Below are 20649 nucleotides of genomic sequence, written 5' to 3'. Positions count from 1 at the left end.
GGTGGGTTTGGTCCGGCAGTGTTCGGCAATACCGAACCAGACTGCGCTATGGTGCCCGTTGTGGGAGAGACGATTCAGTCGGTCGAACGGGCGGCCGCGATCCTGCGGCTGCTCGCCTCCGGTCCCCGCCTGCTCGGGGTCGCCGAGCTGGCCAGGGCGCTGGGCCTGCCCAAGGGCACGCTGCACGGCATCCTGCGCACCCTGGTCCACGTGGGGTTCGTCGAGCAGGACCAGACCACGGGGAAGTACCGCCTCGGCGCCACGCTGCTCCACCTGGGCAGCAGCTACCTCGACGTCAACGAGCTGCGCACCCGCTCGATCAACTGGGCCGACGCGCTGGCCGGGCGCAGCAGGGAGAGCGCCTGGATCGGGACCCTGCACGAGGGCCACGTCCTGGTGATCCACCACGTGTTCCGGCCGGACGACAGCATGCAGACGCTGCAGGTGGGCACATACCTGCCGACGCACGCCAGCGCGCTGGGCAAGGTCCTGCTCGCCTTCGACCCCTACGGGGAGTCGCTCGCCACGCCGCTGCAGCCGCACACCAAGCGCACGCTGGTCGACCCGGTGGAGCTGGAGGAGGAGCTCGACCAGGTCAGGGCGCGCGGGTGGGCGGCGGAGATGGAGGAGCTGACGGAGGGCGAGGTGGCCGTCGCCGCACCCATCAAGGACCCGCGCGGCCTCGTGGTGGGCGCCATCGGCATCCGGGGCGCCGTCGAGCGCCTGGCTCCCGGCGGCGACCTGCCCATGGAGTTCGTCTCCTACGTACGCGACGCGGCCCGCGCCATCACCCGCGACCTCGCCAGATGACACTTGAACAGCACCCGGCGACCAAATACCATTCGTTCGGCATTGTCGAACCATGAGCCCTTGCGAGGAACCCCAGTGCCTCGACCGCACTACGTCGCAGCCATCGACCAGGGCACCACGTCCAGCCGGTGCATCGTCTTCGACCAGGCCGGCAACATCATCTCCGTCGCCCAGCGCGAGCACCGCCAGATCTTCCCCAAGCCGGGCTGGGTGGAGCACGACGCCGACGAGATCTGGCAGGCCGTGCAGGGCGTGCTGGCCGAGGCGGTGAGCGGCGCCGGCATCGAGGACGGCCAGATCGCCGCGCTGGGCATCACCAACCAGCGCGAGACCACCGTGCTGTGGGACCGGGCCACCGGCCGCCCGGTCTGCCCGGCCGTCGTCTGGCAGGACACCCGCACCGACGCGCTCACCCACGCGCTGGCCGAGCACGAAGGGCTGTTCAAGGAGCGGGCCGGGCTGCCGCTGGCGACCTACTTCTCCGGGCCGAAGATCCGCTGGCTGCTGGACGCGTACGAGCTGCGCGAGCGGGCCGAGCGCGGCGAGGTGCTGTTCGGCACGATGGACAGCTGGCTGCTGTGGAACCTCACGGGCCGCCACATCACCGACGTGACCAACGCCAGCCGCACGATGCTCATGAACATCCACACGCTGGCCTGGGACGACGAGCTGCTGGCCGCGATGGGCGTGCCGCGCGCGATGCTCCCCGAGATCCGCCCGTCCGCCGAGGTCTACGGCCGCACCTCCGCCGGCGTCCCGGTGGCCTCGGCGCTCGGCGACCAGCAGGCGGCGCTGTTCGGGCAGACCTGCTTCGCGCCCGGCGAGACCAAGAGCACCTACGGCTCGGGCAGCTTCCTGCTGATGAACACCGGCCAGGAGCCCGTCGTCTCCAAGCACGGCCTGCTGACCACCGTCGGCTACCAGATCGGCGCCGGGCCGGCCACGTACGCGCTGGAGGGCGCCATCGCGGTCACCGGCTCCCTGGTGCAGTGGCTGCGCGACAACCTGGGGCTGATCTCCAGCGCCGCCGAGATCGAGACGCTGGCCAAGACGGTGGACGACAACGGCGGCTGCTACTTCGTACCGGCCTTCTCGGGGTTGTTCGCGCCGCACTGGCGGTCGGACGCGCGCGGGGTGATCGCGGGGCTGACCGGGTTCGTGAACAAGGGGCACATCGCGCGCGCCGTGCTGGAGGCCACGGCCTGGCAGACGCGCGAGGTGGTCGACGCGATGAACGCCGACTCGGGGCTCGACCTGACGACGCTGCGCGCCGACGGCGGCATGACCGCCGACAACCTGCTCATGCAGACGCTGGCCGACGTGCTCGCCGTGCCGGTGATCCGGCCGATGGTGGCCGAGACCACCGCGCTGGGCGCCGCGTACGCCGCCGGGCTGGCGACCGGCTACTGGCCCGACCTCGACAGCCTGCGCGTCAACTGGCACAAGGCCGCCGAGTGGCGCCCCGCGATCGACGAGTCCGTACGCGAGCGCGAATACCGCAACTGGAAGAAGGCCGTGGCCCGGACCCTCGACTGGGTCGAGCAGTAGGGAGTGTGGCAATGAGGACCACGATCGGCGCCGATCGGGCGGAGACCCGCCACGAGCTGGCCGGCACCACCTACGACCTGCTCGTGATCGGCGGCGGCATCCTCGGCACGTCGGTGACCTGGATGGCCGCCCAGGCGGGACTGCGGGTGGCGATGGTCGACGCGGGCGACTTCGCCGGCGCGACCTCCAGCGCCTCCTCCAAGCTCGTCCACGGCGGCCTGCGCTACCTGCAGACCGGCAACGTCAGGCTGGTGGCGGAGAACCACCGCGAGCGCCGCGCCCTGGCCGGCGACATCGCGCCGCACCTGGTCAAGCCGCTGACGTTCCTGGTGCCGATCTACAAGGGCGGGCCGCACGGGGCCGCCAAGCTGGGGGCGGGCGTGTTCCTGTACTCGGCGCTGTCGGTGTTCGGCGACGGCATGGGCAAGGTGATCACACCGCACCAGGCGCTGGCCAAGGTGCCCGCGCTGCGCACGGAGGGGCTGCGGGCCGCCGCCGTCTACGGCGACCACCAGATGAACGACAGCCGCGTCGCGGTCATGACCGTACGCGCCGCCGTGGACGCGGGCGCGATCGTGCTCAACCACGCCGAGGTCGTCGGGCTGCGCAAGACGGCCGGCAGCGTGACGGGCGCCGAGCTGCGCGACCGGCTCGACGGCACGGAGTTCGGCGTGTCCGCCCGGCTCGTCCTGAACGCCACCGGCCCGTGGGTGGACCACCTGCGGCGCATGGAGGACCCGGACGCGGCCCCGAGCATCCGCCTGTCCAAGGGCGCCCACCTGGTCCTGCGCCGGCACGAGCCGTGGAAGGCGGCCCTGACCACGCCGATCGACAAGTACCGGGTGTCGTTCGCCATCCCGTGGGAGGACCACCTGCTGCTGGGGACGACGGACGAGGCGTACGAGGGCGATCCGGGCGCGGTGGCCGCCACCGAGGCCGACATCACGCAGATCCTCGACGAGGCCGGGCACGCCGTACGCGACTCCCAGCTCAGGCGCGAGGACATCACCTACGCCTTCGCCGGCCTGCGGGTGCTGCCCGGCGGCCCCGGGCAGGTGACGGCGGCCAAGCGGGAGACGGTGCTGACCAGCGGCTCGGGCGGTATGTTGTCGGTGGCCGGCGGGAAGTGGACGACCTACCGCCACATCGGCAAGCACGTCCTCGACACCCTGGCCCACCTGCCGGGGCTGCCGCTGGGCGACGACCTGGCCGACATCCTGCCCGCCGTGCCGCTGCCCGGCCTGGCCAGCCCCGACGCGGTGGCCATGCGGCTGTGGACCGACCGCGACCCGGGCACGCGCATGGACCCCCTGATCGCCCGGCACCTGGCCACGCACTACGGCTCGATCGCGTTCGACCTGGCCCGGCTCATCCGCGAGGATCCCGCGCTCGGGGAGCGCATCCATCCGGACGGGCCGGACATCTGGGCGCAGGCTGTCTACGCCCGCGACCACGAGTGGGCGGCCACGGTGGACGACGTCGTACGCCGCCGCACGACCCTCACCGTACGCGGCCTCGACACGCCCGAGATCCGAACCCGGATAGAGGGCCTGCTCACCTGACCCTGATCGGGGAAGGGGGTAGGCATGCGTACTCCAACTCCGATGAACGAAGCCCTGCTCAGGCACTTCTGTGACCTGCGCGACGGCGACCACGGCCGGGCCGTCACTCGCGACGACAAGGAGCGCGTGTTCGTCCGGGCCGTCGAGCTCCTGGACCCGGTGGCGCGCGCGGCGCTCGACGAGGCCAACGCCGATCTGCTGCTCGGCACCGGGGAGGTGGTGGCCAGCGGGGTCACCAGGTCGCAGGAGGGCGGCCTCAACGCGATGTGGTCGCTGACCTGGCCCGAGCAGCGGGCGAGCCACGTCCAGCCGATCGCGGTGGTCGCCCACTACGGCCGCGACTTCCACCATCCGCACCTGCGGGGCAACACGGTCGGCGACTGGCCGCTCAACGTCTTCGACGAGGCGGACGCCGCCGGCCAGCTCGACACGCTACGGGTGATCGCGGCAGGCGACGCCCACAACCTGGTCTTCCAGGAGAGCTATCGCCTGATGCCCGCGATCACCACCCCGGCGCCGAACTCGACGCCGTAAGAGACTCCCGGGCCTCGGGCCTCTACGTCCCGAACTTCTACGCCCCGGACTACTACGCCTGGGACTCCTACGCTCCGGACTATCCGGGCCTCGGACTTCTACGCCCTGGACTACTACGCCCTGGACTTCTACGCCCTGGACTACTACGCCTCGGTGAAGCCGCGTGCCCGGCCGCCGGCGGACTCGCGGACCGCCGCCGCCACCGCTGTGGCCACGTCGGGGTGGAACACGCTCGGGACGATGTAGTTGGGGCCCAGCTCCTCGGGCGTGACGACCGCTGCCAGCGCGCCGGCGGCGGCCAGCAGCATCTCCTGCGTCACCCCACCGGCCTGCGCGTCCAGCAGCCCGCGGAACACCCCGGGGAAGGCCAGCACGTTGTTGATCTGGTTGGGGTAGTCGGAGCGCCCCGTGGCCACCACGGCCGCGTGCTCGCGGGCGTCGTCGGGCGACACCTCGGGCTCGGGGTTGGCCAGCGCGAACACCACCGCGTCGTCGGCCATCGTGGCGATGTCGTCACCGACCAGGATGCCCGGCGCGGAGACCCCCACGAACACGTCGGCACCCTTGACCGCCCCGCGCAGGTCGCCGGAGTAGCCCTCGGTGTTGGTGTGGTCGGCGATCCACTGCAGCGACTCGTCCAGGTCGTCGCGGCCCTTGTGCACGGCCCCCAGGTAGTCGCACACGATCACGTTGCGCGCCCCGGCCGCCAGCAGCAGCCGCAGCACGGCGTTGCCCGCCGCGCCGGCACCCGCCATGGTGATCTTGACGTTCTCGATGTTCTTGTTCACCACGCGCAGGGCGTTGGTGAGCGCGGCCAGCACGCAGATCGCGGTGCCGTGCTGGTCGTCGTGGAAGACCGGGATGTCGAGCAGCTCGCGCAGCCGCCGCTCCACCTCGAAGCAGCGCGGCGCCCCGATGTCCTCCAGGTTGATCCCGCCGAACCCGGGCGCGATCACCTGCACCGTGCGCACGATCTCGTCGACGTCCTGCGTGTCCAGGCAGATCGGCCAGGCGTCGATGCCCGCGAACCGCTTGAACAGCGCCGCCTTGCCCTCCATGACCGGCAGCGCCGCCTCCGGCCCGATGTTGCCCAGCCCCAGCACCGCCGAGCCGTCGGTGACGACGGCCACGGTGTTGCGCTTGATGGTCAGGCGCCGCGCGTCCTCCTTGTTGCGCGCGATCGCCATCGACACCCGCGCCACGCCCGGCGTGTAGGCCATGGACAGCTCGTCACGGTTGCGCAGCGGCACCTTGGACTTCATCTCGATCTTGCCACCGAGATGCATGAGGAACGTGCGGTCGGACACCTTGTGGATGACGACGCCCTCGACGGCCTCGAGCTGGTCGACGATGGCCTGGGCGTGGTCGGTGTCCCTCGCCGCGCACGTGACGTCGATGCGGAGCTTCTCGTGCCCCGCGTTCGTGACGTCGAGGGCGGTCACGACGCCCCCTGCCGACTCTACGGCGTGGGTGAGCTGGCTGACGGCCTTGCCGCCGGCCGGCACCTCGAGACGCACGGTGATGGAGTACGACACACTCGGGACGGTCGCCACGTCAATCGCTCCTTCGGGACTGACCAAGAATGCCTCCCATGTTAGGGGGCGTTTGGTCAATCCAGTGCCTCGGCTGCCAGGACGATCAGCTCGACGCAGGTGACGACCGGAATCGTGGTGCTGTCGAGGACCAGATGATATTGACAGGGATCCCCGGGATCGGCGCGGTAGAAGTGGCGTACGTAGGCGGTCCTGGCCCGGTCGTTGTCCTCGATGATCCGGCGGGCCTCGCGCTCGCTGAGCTCCCCCAGCGTGGCCGTCTGCCGGATCCTGCGCTTGACCGGGGCGTCGAGCCTGACGTGCAGCGCGCCGGGATGGTCGGCCAGCACCACTGCCCCCGCCCGGCCCAGGAACACGCCGCCCTGGTTGCGGGCCATGTCCTTGAGCATGCGCTCGGTACGGCGGACGAACTCCTCGGGCGCGAGCGGCAGCGCGCCCGGGACGTACATGTCCACGCCCCCGAACGTGACCGTCGGCAGCCGCATGGCGCCCGAGAACAGCCGCCCGAGGCCGTGTTCGGCGCGGTCGTCGTGGGCCAGCGCCTCCTCCAGCGTGCAGCCCAGCTCCTGGGCCACGGCACTGGGGATGGCACGGTCGACGAAGGGCACGCCGAGTCGCTCGGCCACGGCCGGGCCGATCTGGCTGCCGGCCGTGCCGTATGTCGCCGATATTGTGACGACCCGCATATTCCCAGGTTAGAACAGGGCGCTCGCCAATGCTCTACGTGCTTTCGCCAAAGATGGGTCTTCGGCGGGCAACGCGTCGAAAAGTCCGAGCAGGTGTCGCCTGACCCGGTCGCGTTCGTCACCCGAGGTGCGCTTGACCACGGCGATGACCCGGGCGAACGCCTCGTCCACCGAGCCGGACATCATCTCCAGGTCGGCCGCGAGGAGCTGGGCGTCGATGTCGGCCGGGTCCTGCAGGCGACGCTGCACGTCGGCGGGGTCGGCGTCGGCCGTGCGCTTGATCAGGTTGACGCCCGCGAGCCCCATCTTGGCGTCCTCGTCGCCCGGCGCGCGGGCCAGCAGCCGCTGGTAGGCCTCGATCGCCGCGTCCAGGTCGCCGGCCTCGATGGCCTGCTCGGCCGCCACCAGGTCGGGGTCGGCCGGCGGCCCCGCGGGCGCCTCCGGCTCACCGGGCCCCGCCTGCGGCCGGGCGTCGGGGTTGGCCTGGTAAAACTGCTCGACCGCGCCCATGAGCTCGTCGAGCCACCGGCGCACCTCCTGCTCCGGCAGGACCTGCTGGAAGCCGGTCACGGCCTGGCCCTGGAAGATCGCCAGCACGGTCGGCACCGCCTGCACCCGCAGCGCCTGGGCGATCTGCGGGCTGGCGTCGACGTTGACCTTGGCCAGGATCGCCTTGCCGCCCAGGTCGCCGACCACCTTCTCCAGCACCGGGCTGAGCTGGGCGCTGCCCGGCGCCCGTGGAGACCAGAGGTCGAGGACGACGGGCACCGTCATGGACCGGTCGATGACGTCGGTAGTGAACGTCTCCTCGGTCACGTCGACGACCGAGGCCGAGGAGGCCGCCTGGGGACCTGCCGCGTCCCGCCGGGCCTGCGCCTCCAGTGCCTGCTTGCGCGCGCCCAGGTCGATAGCTCCGTAGAGTGACCCGGGCCTAGAGAAGTCCGCCATGCCCTTCATCTTGCCGCATGGACGAGGCCGGGAAGTCACCCGCCGCCACGCGAAGGGTGCGCAACTGGTCGAACATCTGGTGGAGTTCGTCCTCGGCGTACATCGTGAGGCCGAATTCGGCCGCCATCAGGTCGGCGGTGGCGCGGCGCACGACCTCTCTGCCCGCAGGGGTGATCTCGGCCAGCACGCCGCGGCCGTCGCGGGGATTCGGCAGCCGGCAGACGAACCCGGACTTCTCCAGCCTGTCCACCGTGTTCGTGACGCTGGTGGGGTGGACCATGAGCCGTTCGCCGATCTTGGACAGCGGGAGCGCGCCGGTCTTGCTGAAGGTCAACAGGACCAGGGCCTCGTATCTGGCGAAGGTCAAGTCGTATGGCTTCAGGAGCGAGTCAAGTTGCGACAGCAGGATCTGATGCGCTCTCATGATCGAGGTAACGGCGGCCATGGCGGCGGAAGGTCCGAAGTGAGCGCGCCAGCTCTCCGCGGCGCGGTCGATGGGATCGAACGGCAGGTTGAGCGGCTTCGGCTGCGACACAGCGCTACGGTAGCGCGCCGGTCGTCCCGGTTCGTCTGATTACTCTCCGCGACAGGCCTCTTCGCTTGACCAAGAATACGGACATCAATCATCACGCTCAGTTATGGTTCTCGTACGTATGGTGACGCGGATGCCAAGTCCAAGGGCCTGTGGGGACGGGTTCGGACCGATCGGCTTTCCGCCTTGCCGAGGGGCACGGGGGGTGCTTGATGAACTTCAACGGGAAAAAGGGTGCGTGAGCACGCGGGCGTTTCACGAGAGGAGCTGAAGCACAGCGCGGCCGTGACGGTTGCCGTACTGCTGGCTGTCGGCCTGGTCGCGGCGTGGAACGTCCTGATCCCTGGCGTAGACGCGTGGGAGAACATCGTGGCCGCGGTCATCGGCTCGCTCCGGCTGACCGGGCCGGTGGCGGCCGCCTTCGCCGCCTGGGTGGCCCTGCGCAAGCGCCGGGCGCTGCGCGGCCGTTCGCTCACGACGTGGCGGGCGCTCAAGGCGCCGCTGGCGATCGTGGTGGTGGTGCTGGGGTCCTTCGGGGCCACGGTGCTGGTGCTCGCCGTCAAGACGGTGCTCACCGACCAGGCGGGCCGGCTCAGCCTGTCGGGGCTGGGCATGGGCATGGCGGGGCTGGCGCTGTACTCGGTGATCGGGTGGGTGGCCGGCTGGGTGCTGCCGCGGCCGTACACACCGCCGATCGCCGGGCTGGCCTGCTACGGGCTGTTCTCCTGGCTGGCCGACGACCGCGGGTGGGCTGACAAGCTGGCGCCGGGGACCGGGGAGCCGTACGACCTGTTCCAGGGGTTGAACGGGGCGCCGTTCTTCGACCAGACGATCTGGCTGCTCGGCATCACGGCGGCGCTGCTGCTCGGGTGGGCGGCGCTGGTGACCAGGCAGGCCCTGGTGCTGGCGTGCGCGCTGCTGGCGGTGCTGGCCGCGGGCATGGGCGTATCGCGGGTGCTGACGCAGGCGAAGCCGGCCGCGGCCGTGGACATCGCGTACAGCTGCCAGGAGTGGCCGATCACGGTGTGCGTGCATCCGGGGATGCGCGCGGGGCTGACCGAGCTCGGAGCGGCGTTCACGCAGATCGCCTCCCGGCTGGCGGGCACGCCCGCCGCGTTCACGCGGGTGGAGCAGCGACCGCTCGACGACGCGCTGAAGCCGTCGAACGGGCTGGCTCCGGTGCACGTGCCCGACCTGTCGGCCGGGTTCGCGGAGGAGGCCGCGTACGAGTACATCGAGTCGCTGGCCCCCAGGTGCCAGAGCACGGTCGCGGAGGGCTACCGGCAGATCGTGGTGGCCTGGCTGCGCGGCGAGCCGCTGCCGGGAACGCCGCTGCCCGAGCACCAGTACGCGACGGCGTGGTTCTCCTCGCTGAGCGAGCACCAGCGCAGGGAGTGGCTGCGCATGTTCTACAGCGACTTCCAGGGCTGCAGGCTGTCGAGCACGCACTTCGGCGGCGGGCCCGGACACGCCCAGGTGGCGCCGTCCGCGCGCCCGACCCCGGAGTCGAGCCACGTCTACCCGGTGTACCCGGACCCGTCCGGCACCACGTCGGCCAACTCGGCGCCGGACACGCCCGGATCGGGGTCCGCGCCGCGGACGCCGGAGACCGGCTGGACCACGGACGCGCCCTCCGCCGGGTGGGCTCCGGCCGATCCGGCGGAGGGCTGGGCGCCCGACACGTCGGGGAGGAGCTGGCCGATGCTGGTCTCCGACACGTCGAGCGCTTCCGTCGCGCCCGGCGCGGCCGCAGCTCCCGGTGGCGCCGGGAGGCCGGCGGAGCCCGGCGCCCCTGCCCATCATTCCGGAGCCTCAGCCGCTCCCGGGAGGGTCGAGGGCACCGGGACGGCCGACGGTTCCGGGACGTCCAAGGGCACCGTCGCGGCCAAGAGCTCTGTCCCGTCCAAGGGCACTGTCGCATCCAAGGGCTCTGTCCCGGCCAAGGGCTCTGCGCCGGCGGCGCATATGTCGGCGGGCGGGCCCGGGGCCGCCCCGCGCGGGCACTCGCGCGGGGCGGCGCCGCACGGCCACGGCGGCGGCTCGGGACCGAAGATGTCACCAAACGGCTGGCACTGATGATCGACCACCGGGTAGTCATGCTCGCATGACGACTTCCCGAACGACGCTGCCCGAGGCTACCCCCGGGCGGCGTCGCAGGTGGCGATATGTGGCGGGTTTCCTGGTCCTGACGGTCCTGCTCGTGGTGGGCGGCCGCCTGGCCTGGTCCTGGCTCAACCCGCTCGGCGAGCAGACCATCGACCGCAGCCAGCCGGTGCTCCTGCAGTCCATCAAGGACCTGAGCAGGTTCGAGGCGGCGACGGGGAACTTCCAGGTGGTCGTTGACCTGGAGAAGGACGCCAACTTCCTGCCCGACGCGGTCAAGGGCACGCGCACGCTGTTCGTCGGGGCGGGCGGGGTGGACGCCTATGTCGACTTCTCCGCGATGGCGACGGACGGGGTGACGGTCTCGGAGGACCGCACCGAGGCCACCATACGCCTGCCGAGGGCCCAGCTGGAGAAGCCGAACCTGGACAACAGCCGCTCCTACGTGTTCGCGCAGCAGCGCGGCCTGCTCGACCGGGTGCAGGACTTCCTGTCGGGCTCGCCCGGGGACCAGCGGGAGCTCTATCTCCTGGCCGAGAAGAAGATCACCGAGGCGGCCGTGGCGAGCGACCTGCGCGCGCGGGCCGACACCAACACCAAGGCGATGCTGTCGGGCATGCTCAGGTCGCTCGGCTTCACGAAGGTCACGGTGAAGTTCACCGACGAGCCTTAGGCGTGCTCACCTGCGCCTTAGGCGCCGTGTGCACCCTCCTAAGTACCTCCCTATCTGCGCCTATGCCCGGAGATAAGGCATACGCCCGATGTGCCGGAGGGGGCCTTAGGCGGAGTCTTGAGAGTGCAGGGAAACGCACAAGGACTCCAAGGAGCACTCGGATGAACGCCGAACTCGAATACAGCGTCATGCAACACCACGCCGCCGAGCTGCGGCAGGCCGCCGCCGAGCAGCGGCGCGTCCGCGAGGCGAGCAAGAGCCGGCCTTCCGAGCGCCGCCACCGCTCGGTGTTCGCCCGCCTCCTCGCCTCATGACCGTCCACAAGCAGCCCGGCCGCAACCTCCCTCGCGGCCGGGCTGAAATGCCCCCTTAGGGGGCGGCGACACTCAGGTCCGAATTCCTGGTCGGGCCGAAGTGTGGCGTGACGAAGCCCCGGTCCATTCCTGGTGGGCCGGGGCATCGTCGTACCCGGGCGTGGGGCTCACCCTCAGCCGTCCGGGTACTGGAACACGTCGTCGAGCGGCACCCCGAAGACCCTGGCGATCTGGAACGCCATCTCCAGGGAGGGCGAGTAGCGGCCCTGCTCGATCGCGATGACCGTCTGCCGGGTCACGCCGATGCGGTCGGCCAGCTCCGCCTGCGTCATCTCGCCGTGCGCGAAACGCAGGGCACGGATCGAGTTCGTGACCTTCGTGGGCTTCACCATGACGGCAGACCCCGGCGGTAGGCGATGATCTTCAGCACGGAGCCCAGGACGGACGACAGGACGAACGCCAGGTAGAGCACATTGGCGATCCAGAAGTGGTCCAGCTCGGCCATCGCCATGACCATGGCCGCCACCCCGCCCGCGACGAGGAACCACTGCCCGGTGTACTCGCCGTACCGGTTGATCTCCTTGTCGCGGCGGTCCTTCTTGCCGATCTGGTCGCGCCAGATCAGCGTGACCGCGATGTGCAGCACGATCCCCGCCACGATCGCCGCGCCGACGGTCCACAGCAGGGTCGCCGCGTAGGGCACCTCGGCGAGCGGGACGGCCCCCGCCCGGCCGAGGATGATCGCCACGTACGTCAGGTACGCGACCGCGGAGACCACGACCATGACCCATGCGCGTTTCTCTTCGGGTGCCATGCCTGCATAATGTAAAGCAGTCCAGACACCATGTCCATAATTCTTTACATCCCGGCGAGCCGCTGCATGCCCTGGTCGCTCGGCGGGGGCGCCGCACTCACGTGCCCGGTCGACAGCACTCGGGGGAAGGGCACGACGCCGGCGACGGGATCGAGGTCGACGTAGCGGCTGTTGCCGACGTGCCAGGCCAGGTTGCCGCTCATCCAGTGGCGCAGGTTCTCGACGTACGCCGCCACGTCGGCGGCGTCTCCGGGCAGTTCCTCCCCGGCGATGCGCTCGAAATTCTGCACGCATGCGGTGAGCTGGTCGTTGACGATGTCGACGGCCTCCTGGAGGCCACAGCGCAGAAAGTTCCGTACGGCCAGGACGCCGTTGTTGAGGTGCCTTTCCGCCTCGGTCTCCAGCCGGTAGGAAATGATGTCGTTCGTGAGGTCGATATGGTCGGCATAGGCGTTCACGAGCTCGCGCATCAACCGGCTGTCCAGCAATTCCTCGGAGATGTCGAGCTGCTGGACCAGCAGCACCAGCCGGGCCCCGAGACCCGCCACCCCTTTCGCCACCCGTGACATCTCGATGTAGTCGATCGGGTCGGGGATCCGGTGCAGCACGCTGTTGCCCATCTCCCAGAGATTGCCCGCGGCGAGCAGCAGCACCTCGCGCCGGATCGCCTCCCGCCGCGCCGCCGGCAGCCGTTCCGCCGTCCTGCTCCACAGGTCGGCCAGCCCCCGCTCGACACAGTTGCCCGGGACCGGCTCGCCCCCTTCCAACGGCATGAAACAGGCCAGCCGCTCGACGAAGACCCGGGCGCCCACGACATCCCGGCGCGCCTTGTATTCGGCGATGAAATAGTCGTCGAGCGCGAGCACCCAGGTGAACCAGAGCGCCATCAGCTCCAGATATTCGGGCGCGGCCGACGGGCTGGTCATGGCACACCACTTGGCGAATTCCATGGCGTCGTACTTCTCGCCCGACCAGAGGCCGCCCGGCGGCCCGACGATCCCCATCTCGCACGCCCACGCCTTTCCCGCCGCCCGGGCTCCCGCGTGGTGCGGATTCACGCTCACTTTCCACGGCATGTCGAATGCGGGAAGCCGGAAGGGATAACCCGGCGTCACCCCGTTCGGGGACCGCAGCGCGGAGGCCGGCACCCCGAGCCCCGCCGGCGCGCCCGGCGCCCGGCCGACCGGCGGCCGCTCGGACGCCGCGTACCGGCTGGACCGCCGATGCCACTCGCACGACCCGGACTGCCAGTCCTGCAGCCCCCGCACATATCGGACGACCCTTCCCCGCTCGCCCGGATCCGCCCCGCACTCCTCCACCACCGGCGGCAGTTCCGTCAGCGCCGTGTTCTCGAACTGCCGCAACCGCGACGTGCGCAGGTCGTTCACCCGGTCGGCGGCCTCCTGGGTGCCGCAGCGCAGGAACCGCTCCAGCACCAGCACGCCGTTGTCGACCTCGCCCTCCTCCTCGATCTCCCGCCGGTAGGAATAGAGGTCGTTGAGCAGGTGCACGCCGTCGGAGAAGGTGTCCCGCAGCACCCGGACCGGCCGCGTACCGGCGATCCGGTCCGGCACCTCGGCGTCGATCGCGTACTCGACCAGGTCCGCCGCCCAGGGGGCGCCACCCGAGGCGCGGCGCAGCCCGATGTACTCGATGGGGTTGGGCACCCGCCCGTCCCGCATGTTCTCCAGCTCGCGCAGGCGGCCCTGGACGAGGCTCTGCGCGCTCCCGGCGAACCTGCGCCGCCAGCCGGTCGACGTGCCGGGGAGGGTACGCGCCCAGAGGTCGGCCAGCCCGCGCTCCGCGGGGTTCGCCGGGGACGCCGTGCCCGCGGAGCCGACCGGCGTGAACCGCCGCAGCCTGTCCAGGTATTCCTTCGCCTGCTGCCGGGCGCCCGGCCGCTTGAAGGTTCTGGCGAAGTGGTCGTCGAACCAGAACATCCACACGTACCAGTCGGAGACCAGATTCAGCTTCTCGGGGGCGGCGTCCGGATGGCAGTACGCCGCCAACAGCGGGATCCGCATGGAGTCGAACCGCTCCTCGTCCCAGACCCGCTCCCCCCGTCCGTCCTCGCAGTCGAACAACCCCATCCCCCGGGCCCACGCGAGGGAGTGCACGTGGGCGCCGTCCGCATGGGGGCTCAGGCGGGCGGGGGCGGGTTGGTAGGGGATGGGCATCTCGAACGACCGCGTGGGGACTGTGCGGCCGGGGTCGGGGGACATCGACGTGATCCTCCGCTCGAACCGGTGCTTTCGGAGAGGAGACGAGGCGTGTGGAGTTGACGATGTTTCTGTGGCGGATGGGCCTTTCTGGTGGGTGTGATTCCATTATGCACACGGAGAGTGATGTAATGGCAACACTTCGTTTACGCCGAGTGATGATGGGCTTGTCCCTGAGACCGATCTCCTCACGGGTGACGGTCATGTCATCCCGGCGAAGCGGTTGCCGAGGATGCGCACATCGCCGTTCGCGTTGTGCGCGCTCATCGTGCGGTTGATGATGCGGATATGCGCAAGCGCAGGCTGGTGTGGGGCGGGGTCGTGGTCGCCGTGGTGGCCATGGCGGGACTGGGCGTCTACTTCGTGCGGGTGGGGCTGGAGCATGCCGACAAGCTCGCGAGTGTGATCGGGGTGTTCGTCGCTCTGGTCGGGTTGGTCATCGCCGTCTACGGGGTGGTCGGTGATCGGGCGGGCGACCAGCCTGTCCAGGGGGCCGAGGCCGAGCCGGACGTTTCGGCGTCGGGGTCGAGGTCCGTGGCCATCGGGGGTGACAATTCGGGCGTCATCTCGACGGGGGACGGGGCGACCAACGTGCAGATGCGGGCTGAGGCGTCGGGGCATGGGCGGATCTACCAGGCCGGCGGTGACCAGACGATCAATGAGGAATGAGTGGGCGGCGGCCGGTCCCGGCGAGGGTTCGGGGACAGGTGACGCCGGTCAGCGTCCGGGAGGGTGAGGGGCTGGAAGCTCGCTCGCCCCGGGGCTCATGGCGAAGCCGCGAGCCCCGGAGAACGCGCCCCGATCGAGGCAAGGCCCGAGCGGGGCGCGCCCGAGCCGGGCAAGGCCGCTCGGGGCGAGGCCGCTCGGGGCGAGGCCCGATCGGGGCACGCGTAGGGGGCGTGCCGGTGACCCAGGCAACGGGGGGCGCGGGTTTCGGCGGGCGAAGGAAGCGCGACGGGTGAAGCGTCCCTTGTGGTCAGGGCTTGGGGACGGTGATGAGGAGGGCGTCGCCCTGGCCGCCGCCGCCGCAGAGGCCGGCCGCGCCCAGCCCGCCGCCCCGGCGCTTCAGCTCGTACGCCAGGGTCAGCACGATCCGGGCCCCCGACGCGCCGATCGGGTGTCCCAGGGCGATGCCGCCGCCGTTGACGTTGACCTTGTCCAGCGGGATCCCGAGCTCCTTGGCCGACTGGAGCACCACGCTGGCGAAGGCCTCGTTGATCTCCACGAGGTCCAGGGCGTCGGCCGTGACGCCCTGCTTGGCCAGGGCGTGCTTGATGGCGTTGGCGGGCTGCGACTGCAGCGACGCGTCGGGGCCCGCCACGTTGCCGTGCCGGCCGATCTCGGCCAGCCACGGAAGGCCCAGCTCCTCCGCCTTCGCCTTCGACATGACGACCACGGCGCAGGCTCCGTCGGAGATCTGGGAGGCCGAGCCGGCGGTGATCGTGCCGTCGGCGGCGAAGGCCGGGCGGAGCTTGGCGAGGGTCTCGGCCGTGGTGTCCCCGCGTACGCCCTCGTCCTCCTTGACGACCACCGGCTCCCCGCGGCGCTGCGGGATCTCCACCGGGACGATCTCCTCCTCGAAGACGCCGTTCTTGATGGCGGCGGCGGCGAGCTGGTGGGAGCGGGCCGACAGGGCGTCCTGCTCCTCGCGCCCGATGCCCAGCCGGGCGTTGTAGCGTTCCGTCGACACGCCCATCGCGCACTGGTCGAACGCGCAGAACAGGCCGTCGTGGGCCATGGAGTCGACGACCTCGGAGCCGCCGTACTTGACGCCCTTGCGCAGGCCGGGCAGCAGGTGGGGGGCGTTGGTCATGGACTCCATGCCGCCGGCCACCACGATGTCGAACTCGCCCGCCCTGATGAGCTGGTCGGCCAGGGCGATGGCGTCGAGGCCCGACAGGCAGACCTTGTTGATGGTGATGGAGGGGACGGTCATCGGGATGCCGGCCTTGACGGCGGCCTGGCGGGAGGGGATCTGGCCGGCGCCCGCCTGGAGGACCTGGCCCATGATGACGTACTCGACCGCCTCCGGAGCGACCCCGGCCCGCTGCAGGGCGGCCTTGATGGCGATGCCCCCGAGCTCGACGGCCGGGAGGCCGGAGAGGGATCCGAGGAGCTTGCCGATGGGGGTGCGAGCTCCGGCCACGATGACGGAACTGGACATGACAACGGCCTCCTGTGCTCGCGCGTCGGGTCTTTGACACCATACCCACGAGTACGACGTCGCTCGCCATGGAGGTAGGCCACACATGTTCATGCGGATCGATCACATCGGGATCGCCTGCCGCGACCTCGAGGAGAAGATCGAGTTCTTCTCGCGGACGTTCGAGCTGACCGTCGTGGCCAGGGAGGTGAACGAGGAACAGGGCGTCAAGGAGGCCATGCTGCACATCGCCGACGGCGAAGGTGGGGGCTCCTACATTCAGCTCCTGGAGCCTCTCTCCGAGGACTCGCCTGTGGGAAAATTCCTCGCTAGGCGGGGCGAAGGCGTCCATCACGTGGCATTCGGGGTGGCCGATGTCGCGGACGCCATGGCCAAGATCAACGAGAAGGGTGTGAGACTGCTGGACGAGCGTCCCAGACACGGATCGATGGGCTCGGAAATCGCGTTCCTGCATCCCAAGGATGTGGGAGGAATGTTGACAGAGCTGGTCCAAGCAGCCAAGCACTAGCAAACCGCCACAAAACGTAAAAAACGTTCATATGTAACTAGTCACGCAGAAAGTTGGACGGGGCTTCGCAGGTGGCACCAGCGGAGTACGCTTGACCTTCCACCGGACATGGGGCCTGCCGCGAGGCACAGGCTCCTGGTACGGATGCCCCGAACCCCCCGTCCGGCCCGTGTAGCCGTCTCGACAACCCAGGATCGAGCCTCCATGCAGTCCGACATCGACGCCCAGCTCAACAACTTCTTCGAGGACGCCCCAGCACGCGAGTTCGACGTGGTGCTGCGCGGCTACGACCGGCACCAGGTCCACGATCATCTGAAGCAGCTCGACGGGGAGCTGCGCCAGGCCCGCGAGCAGGTCACCGGTCTCCAGCGCGACCTGTCCGACTCCCAGCGCCAGCTACAGGAGCAGGAGCGCCCCACCTACTCCGGTCTCGGCGCCCGCATCGAGCAGTTGCTCCGGCTGGCCGAGGAGCAGGCGACCGAGCTCGTCCAGGCCGCCAGGTCCGAGGCCAACGAGATCAAGGCGGCCGCCAAGGTCGAGGCCGCCGACGTGCGGGCCGCCGCCGAGGCCGAGGCCGCTGAGAAGCGCGCCCAGGCCACGCGCGAGACCGACGAGATGCGCACGAGCGCCGAGCGCGACGCCGAGGACATCCGTTCCACCGCCCGCCGCGAGTCCGACGAGCTGACCAACACCACCGAGCGCGAGGCCGCCAAGCTGCGCGCGACGGCCGACCATGAGGTCGCGGAGAAGCGCGCCGACGCCGAGCGGGAGATCGCCAAGCTCCGCACCACCACCGAGCGCGAGGTGGCGCAGCTGCGCGCCTCGACCAAGCGCGAGCGCGACGAGGTGCTGACCACCGCCAAGCGGCAGGCCGACGAGATGCGCGCGCAGGCTCAGCGGGTGCTGGAGGAGTCGGAGGCCAAGCGGGCGCAGGACGAGGCGGAGTTCGAGATCCAGCTCGCCTCCCGCCGCGAGGAGGCCGAGCGCCAGGAGGCCGAGCGCCACGCCACCGCGCAGGCCGCCACGCAGAAGCTGGTCGCCGAGGCCGAGCAGCGCGCCGCCACGGCCGAGTCGCGGGCCACGAAGGCCACGCAGCAGGCCGATCAGACCCGCCGCGAGGCCGACCTGCACGCCAAGCAGCTCGTCGCGAACGCGCGCAAGAGCGCCGAGACCATCGTGGCCGAGGCCAAGTCGAGCGCCGAGACGATCGTCACCGAGGCGAAGAACGACGCCGAGCGCACCCGTTCGGCGATGCAGCGCCAGGTCGACGAGCTCACCCGCCAGCGCGACAGCATCACCAGCCACCTGGCCCAGCTGCGCCAGCTGCTCGGCGGCGCCGCCCTGCCGGGCATGGAGCCGGAGCCCGCGGTCACCGCGGCCCCGCCGAAGCCGGCGCTCGCCGCGCCCGCGCCGGTGGCCGAGCCTCCGGCCCCGGTCACGACGCCCGCTCCGAAGGTGGAGGCCAAGTCGGAGGACGACGCGGAGTGGTGGCAGGAGTAGTCACGAAGCTGGCACACGGGGGCTGAATGACGGCTGGGGAGAGCCTGGCGATCAAATGGTCGCTAGGCTCTCTCTTTGTTGTCGGGCGTGTACGAACCGATGCCGGTCCGTCATGCTCTGTCGCCGATCCCCCTGGAGCCCTCCGTGTCCGCAGACGTCGAGCCCGCGACCGGGCCGGAAAAGACAGAGCCGGAGAAGATACAACCGGAGACGACAGAGCCGGCGAGCGAAGATTCGCGGGAGCCGGACGCGCCGCAGCCGGACGCGCCGCAGCCGAAGGGTGACGCCAGCTGGACGTCGTACGGGCTGCCGGGCAAGCCGCTGGCCCGCGGCCCCTTCCTCTTCGGCCTGGTCGGCGGCCTCGGGGTGCTGACGGCGATCGCGCTCGCCCAGATGATCGTCGCGTCGCTGAGCACGATCATCCTGGTCGTCGTGGCGATGTTCCTGGCCGTCGGGCTCAACCCGGCCGTCGAGGCCCTGCAGCGGCGCGGCCTGGCCAGGCGGGGCGCGATCTCGATCGTGTTCGCCGGGGTCATCGTGGCGTTCGTGCTGTTCGGGCTGGCCATCGTGCCGCCGGTCAGCAAGCAGCTCACCGAGTTCATCGACGCGGTGCCGGGCTACATCACCGAGCTGAGCAACCATCCGACGCTCCGCCAGCTCGACGCCGACTACCAGATCCTCCCGCAGATCCGCACGTTCGTGACGGGCACGCTGGGGCCGTCGCTGGCGACCGGGATCATGGGCGCGGGGCTGGTGGTGCTGAACAGCGTGTTCACCACGGTGACGCTGCTGGTGCTCATGCTGTACTTCCTGGGCTCGCTGCACACGATCAAGGACTACCTGCTCAAGCTCGTACCGGCCTCGCGCAGGCCGCGGACGCGCGTGATCAGCGAGCAGATCCTCACCGGCATCGGCGGGTACGTGGCGGGCAACGTGCTCATCTCGATCATCGCGGGCGTGCTGACCTGGATCTTCCTGTCGATCGCCGGCGTCCAGTACGCGCTCGCGCTCGCCCTGGTCGTGGCCCTGACGGACCTGATCCCGCTGGTGGGCGCCACCATCGGCGCGGTGCTCGTGACTGGAGTGGCGCTGCTGGACTCGGTGCCCGCCGGCATCGCGTGCGCGATCTTCTTCGTGCTCTACCAGCAGGTCGAGAACTACTTCATCTATCCCAGGGTGATGAAGCGCTCGGTGGACGTGACGCCGGCCGTGACGGTCATCGCCGCGTTGTTCGGCGGCGCGCTGCTCGGCATCGTCGGCGCCCTGCTGGCCATCCCGGTGGCGGCCGCGATCTCGCTGATCATCCGTGAGCTGGTGCTGCCCCGCCAAGATCGGGCCTGAAGGGCTCAGGGTCGCTCGGCCCTGAGTCCGCCCAGCTCCGTCCGGAGGAACTCCGTCACCGCCGCGTTGAACGCCTCCGGCTGCTCGACCGCGCTGAGATGGCCGGCCTTGGGGATGATCTCCAGCCTGCCTTCGGGCACGGCCCGCGACATGGCCTCGGCGTCGGAGGGCGGCGACAGCTCGTCCTCCTCCCCCACGAGGATCAGCAGCGGCACCTTGAGCCCGCTCAAGGTCTCGAACGAGTCGGGCCGCGCGGCCATCGCCCGTTGCGCCCAGGCGACCGCGCCCGGCGGGGCGGACTGCACCAGGCCCTTGACCCGGCCGAACACCATGGCCCGCCGTTCCTTGGTCGTCGGCCCGATGAGCGCCGGAAGCACCTCGCTGACCAGCACCTCGCTGCCGCCGGACAGGACGGCCTGCGCGATGCGCTCTCTGTTCTCCCTCGCCGGGGGCGGGTCCGGGCTGGCCTTGGTGTCGGCCAGGATCACGCCGAGCACCCGGTCAGGGTGCCGGCGGCAGAACGCCATGGTCACGTAGCCGCCCATGGACAGCCCGCCGACCACCGCCCTGTCGATGCCCTCCTCGTCGAGCAGCCTGGCGACGTCGTCGGCCATCAGATCGAGCGACGGATCGTCCTCGCCCAGCCGCGACCCGCCGAAGCCGCGCAGGTCAGGGGTGATGACCCGGCAGACCTTGGCCAGCCCTTCCCGCTGCGCCAGCCACATCGCCGAGGACAGCGGGAACGCATGAAGCAGGACAACCGGGATCCCGGTCCCGGCAGATCTCGTGTAGAGCTGCACGGACCACACGGTAACGCGGTTCACGCCGACAATCACTCGA

20 protein-coding genes are annotated in these 20649 nt (G+C 70.5%); 11 read left to right on the top strand and 9 right to left on the bottom strand.

Annotated elements, in window-relative coordinates; all coding sequences use genetic code 11:
* Positions 1 to 48: 48 nt before the first annotated feature.
* The 4 genes from ACBJ59_RS37625 to ACBJ59_RS37610 all read left to right on the top strand — a co-directional run bounded on the left by ACBJ59_RS37625 (position 49) and on the right by ACBJ59_RS37610 (position 4454).
* Positions 49 to 810, top strand: coding sequence for an IclR family transcriptional regulator (locus tag ACBJ59_RS37625; protein ID WP_375114940.1), 762 nt, complete (start codon positions 49 to 51; stop codon positions 808 to 810).
* 75 nt (positions 811 to 885) lie between these two features.
* Positions 886 to 2358 (top strand): glycerol kinase GlpK, encoded by a 1473-nt coding sequence (gene glpK / locus ACBJ59_RS37620; RefSeq protein WP_375114939.1) that lies wholly within the window; start codon positions 886 to 888, stop codon positions 2356 to 2358.
* 11 nt (positions 2359 to 2369) lie between these two features.
* Positions 2370 to 3920, top strand: coding sequence for an FAD-dependent oxidoreductase (locus ACBJ59_RS37615; RefSeq protein WP_375114938.1), 1551 nt, complete (start codon positions 2370 to 2372; stop codon positions 3918 to 3920).
* A gap of 24 nt (positions 3921 to 3944) precedes the next feature.
* Positions 3945 to 4454: a hypothetical protein gene (locus ACBJ59_RS37610; RefSeq protein WP_375114937.1), complete on the top strand. Its 510-nt coding sequence runs from the start codon at positions 3945 to 3947 to the stop codon at positions 4452 to 4454.
* A gap of 143 nt (positions 4455 to 4597) precedes the next feature.
* Here ACBJ59_RS37610 and ACBJ59_RS37605 read toward each other — a convergent pair whose 3' ends face one another.
* From ACBJ59_RS37605 to ACBJ59_RS37590, 4 genes are read right to left on the bottom strand one after another with little or no spacing between them, the layout of a single operon-like run.
* Entirely contained in the window at positions 4598 to 6007 is a 1410-nt protein-coding gene (locus ACBJ59_RS37605; protein ID WP_364114474.1) for an NAD-dependent malic enzyme, read from the bottom strand.
* Between the two features lie 56 nt (positions 6008 to 6063).
* On the bottom strand, positions 6064 to 6693 hold the full coding sequence (locus tag ACBJ59_RS37600; RefSeq protein WP_364114472.1) for a cytidylate kinase-like family protein: 630 nt from the start codon (positions 6691 to 6693) through the stop codon (positions 6064 to 6066).
* A 9-nt stretch (positions 6694 to 6702) separates the two neighbouring features.
* Complete coding sequence (locus ACBJ59_RS37595) at positions 6703 to 7641, bottom strand: tetratricopeptide repeat protein (protein WP_375114936.1); 939 nt, start codon at positions 7639 to 7641, stop codon at positions 6703 to 6705.
* Positions 7625 to 8176: a MarR family winged helix-turn-helix transcriptional regulator gene (locus tag ACBJ59_RS37590; RefSeq protein ID WP_375114935.1), complete on the bottom strand. Its 552-nt coding sequence runs from the start codon at positions 8174 to 8176 to the stop codon at positions 7625 to 7627. The genes ACBJ59_RS37595 and ACBJ59_RS37590 overlap by 17 nt, the downstream gene beginning before the upstream one ends.
* A gap of 282 nt (positions 8177 to 8458) precedes the next feature.
* Here ACBJ59_RS37590 and ACBJ59_RS37585 point away from each other — a divergent pair, with 282 nt between their 5' ends.
* The 3 genes from ACBJ59_RS37585 (at position 8459) to ACBJ59_RS37575 (ending at position 11263) form a co-directional block, all read left to right on the top strand.
* A complete protein-coding gene (locus ACBJ59_RS37585; protein WP_375114934.1) occupies positions 8459 to 10249 on the top strand; it encodes a hypothetical protein in 1791 nt (596 codons plus the stop codon).
* Between the two features lie 28 nt (positions 10250 to 10277).
* On the top strand, positions 10278 to 10949 hold the full coding sequence (locus tag ACBJ59_RS37580; protein WP_375114933.1) for a DUF4230 domain-containing protein: 672 nt from the start codon (positions 10278 to 10280) through the stop codon (positions 10947 to 10949).
* 161 nt (positions 10950 to 11110) lie between these two features.
* A complete protein-coding gene (locus tag ACBJ59_RS37575; RefSeq protein ID WP_375114932.1) occupies positions 11111 to 11263 on the top strand; it encodes a hypothetical protein in 153 nt (50 codons plus the stop codon).
* Between the two features lie 173 nt (positions 11264 to 11436).
* On the opposite strand, the gene ACBJ59_RS37570 is transcribed toward ACBJ59_RS37575, so the two are convergent.
* The 3 genes from ACBJ59_RS37570 to ACBJ59_RS37560 are packed head-to-tail and all read right to left on the bottom strand — an operon-like array spanning position 11437 to position 14299.
* On the bottom strand, positions 11437 to 11655 hold the full coding sequence (locus ACBJ59_RS37570; RefSeq protein ID WP_364114460.1) for a helix-turn-helix transcriptional regulator: 219 nt from the start codon (positions 11653 to 11655) through the stop codon (positions 11437 to 11439).
* Positions 11649 to 12077: a hypothetical protein gene (locus tag ACBJ59_RS37565; protein ID WP_375114931.1), complete on the bottom strand. Its 429-nt coding sequence runs from the start codon at positions 12075 to 12077 to the stop codon at positions 11649 to 11651. The genes ACBJ59_RS37570 and ACBJ59_RS37565 overlap by 7 nt, the downstream gene beginning before the upstream one ends.
* A 44-nt stretch (positions 12078 to 12121) precedes the next feature.
* On the bottom strand, positions 12122 to 14299 hold the full coding sequence (locus ACBJ59_RS37560; protein WP_375114930.1) for a germacradienol/geosmin synthase: 2178 nt from the start codon (positions 14297 to 14299) through the stop codon (positions 12122 to 12124).
* 285 nt (positions 14300 to 14584) lie between these two features.
* Here ACBJ59_RS37560 and ACBJ59_RS37555 point away from each other — a divergent pair, with 285 nt between their 5' ends.
* A complete protein-coding gene (locus ACBJ59_RS37555; RefSeq protein ID WP_375114929.1) occupies positions 14585 to 14965 on the top strand; it encodes a hypothetical protein in 381 nt (126 codons plus the stop codon).
* Between the two features lie 307 nt (positions 14966 to 15272).
* Here ACBJ59_RS37555 and ACBJ59_RS37550 read toward each other — a convergent pair whose 3' ends face one another.
* On the bottom strand, positions 15273 to 16460 hold the full coding sequence (locus tag ACBJ59_RS37550) for an acetyl-CoA C-acetyltransferase (protein ID WP_375114928.1): 1188 nt from the start codon (positions 16458 to 16460) through the stop codon (positions 15273 to 15275).
* 85 nt (positions 16461 to 16545) lie between these two features.
* On the opposite strand from ACBJ59_RS37550, the gene mce reads away from it, so the two are divergent.
* The 3 genes from mce to ACBJ59_RS37535 all read left to right on the top strand — a co-directional run bounded on the left by mce (position 16546) and on the right by ACBJ59_RS37535 (position 19809).
* A complete protein-coding gene (gene mce / locus ACBJ59_RS37545; protein ID WP_375114927.1) occupies positions 16546 to 16968 on the top strand; it encodes a methylmalonyl-CoA epimerase in 423 nt (140 codons plus the stop codon).
* Between the two features lie 204 nt (positions 16969 to 17172).
* Positions 17173 to 18468: a DivIVA domain-containing protein gene (locus tag ACBJ59_RS37540; RefSeq protein ID WP_375114926.1), complete on the top strand. Its 1296-nt coding sequence runs from the start codon at positions 17173 to 17175 to the stop codon at positions 18466 to 18468.
* A gap of 144 nt (positions 18469 to 18612) precedes the next feature.
* Complete coding sequence (locus ACBJ59_RS37535) at positions 18613 to 19809, top strand: AI-2E family transporter (RefSeq protein WP_375114925.1); 1197 nt, start codon at positions 18613 to 18615, stop codon at positions 19807 to 19809.
* A gap of 5 nt (positions 19810 to 19814) precedes the next feature.
* On the opposite strand, the gene ACBJ59_RS37530 is transcribed toward ACBJ59_RS37535, so the two are convergent.
* Positions 19815 to 20609 carry an alpha/beta fold hydrolase gene (locus ACBJ59_RS37530; RefSeq protein ID WP_375114924.1) on the bottom strand — a complete coding sequence of 265 codons (795 nt, stop codon included), beginning with the start codon at positions 20607 to 20609 and terminating at the stop codon, positions 19815 to 19817.
* Between the last annotated feature and the right edge of the window lie 40 nt (positions 20610 to 20649).

It is taken from the genome of Nonomuraea sp. MTCD27, assembly GCF_041950495.1.
Taxonomy (GTDB): domain Bacteria; phylum Actinomycetota; class Actinomycetes; order Streptosporangiales; family Streptosporangiaceae; genus Nonomuraea.
The sequence above is the reverse complement of the archived record's forward strand: the minus strand, read 5'-3'. Positions and strand labels throughout refer to the sequence as shown.

Coding starts and splice junctions, on each gene's coding strand:
- ACBJ59_RS37625 (WP_375114940.1), top strand. CDS start 49: ATGGTGCCCGTTGTGGGAGAGACGATTCAGTCGGTCGAACGGGCGGCC.
- ACBJ59_RS37615 (WP_375114938.1), top strand. CDS start 2,370: ATGAGGACCACGATCGGCGCCGATCGGGCGGAGACCCGCCACGAGCTG.
- ACBJ59_RS37610 (WP_375114937.1), top strand. CDS start 3,945: ATGCGTACTCCAACTCCGATGAACGAAGCCCTGCTCAGGCACTTCTGT.
- ACBJ59_RS37600 (WP_364114472.1), bottom strand. CDS start 6,693: ATGCGGGTCGTCACAATATCGGCGACATACGGCACGGCCGGCAGCCAG.
- ACBJ59_RS37595 (WP_375114936.1), bottom strand. CDS start 7,641: ATGGCGGACTTCTCTAGGCCCGGGTCACTCTACGGAGCTATCGACCTG.
- ACBJ59_RS37580 (WP_375114933.1), top strand. CDS start 10,278: ATGACGACTTCCCGAACGACGCTGCCCGAGGCTACCCCCGGGCGGCGT.
- ACBJ59_RS37575 (WP_375114932.1), top strand. CDS start 11,111: ATGAACGCCGAACTCGAATACAGCGTCATGCAACACCACGCCGCCGAG.
- ACBJ59_RS37570 (WP_364114460.1), bottom strand. CDS start 11,655: ATGGTGAAGCCCACGAAGGTCACGAACTCGATCCGTGCCCTGCGTTTC.
- ACBJ59_RS37565 (WP_375114931.1), bottom strand. CDS start 12,077: ATGGCACCCGAAGAGAAACGCGCATGGGTCATGGTCGTGGTCTCCGCG.
- ACBJ59_RS37560 (WP_375114930.1), bottom strand. CDS start 14,299: ATGTCCCCCGACCCCGGCCGCACAGTCCCCACGCGGTCGTTCGAGATG.
- ACBJ59_RS37555 (WP_375114929.1), top strand. CDS start 14,585: ATGCGCAAGCGCAGGCTGGTGTGGGGCGGGGTCGTGGTCGCCGTGGTG.
- ACBJ59_RS37550 (WP_375114928.1), bottom strand. CDS start 16,460: ATGTCCAGTTCCGTCATCGTGGCCGGAGCTCGCACCCCCATCGGCAAG.
- mce (WP_375114927.1), top strand. CDS start 16,546: ATGTTCATGCGGATCGATCACATCGGGATCGCCTGCCGCGACCTCGAG.
- ACBJ59_RS37540 (WP_375114926.1), top strand. CDS start 17,173: ATGCAGTCCGACATCGACGCCCAGCTCAACAACTTCTTCGAGGACGCC.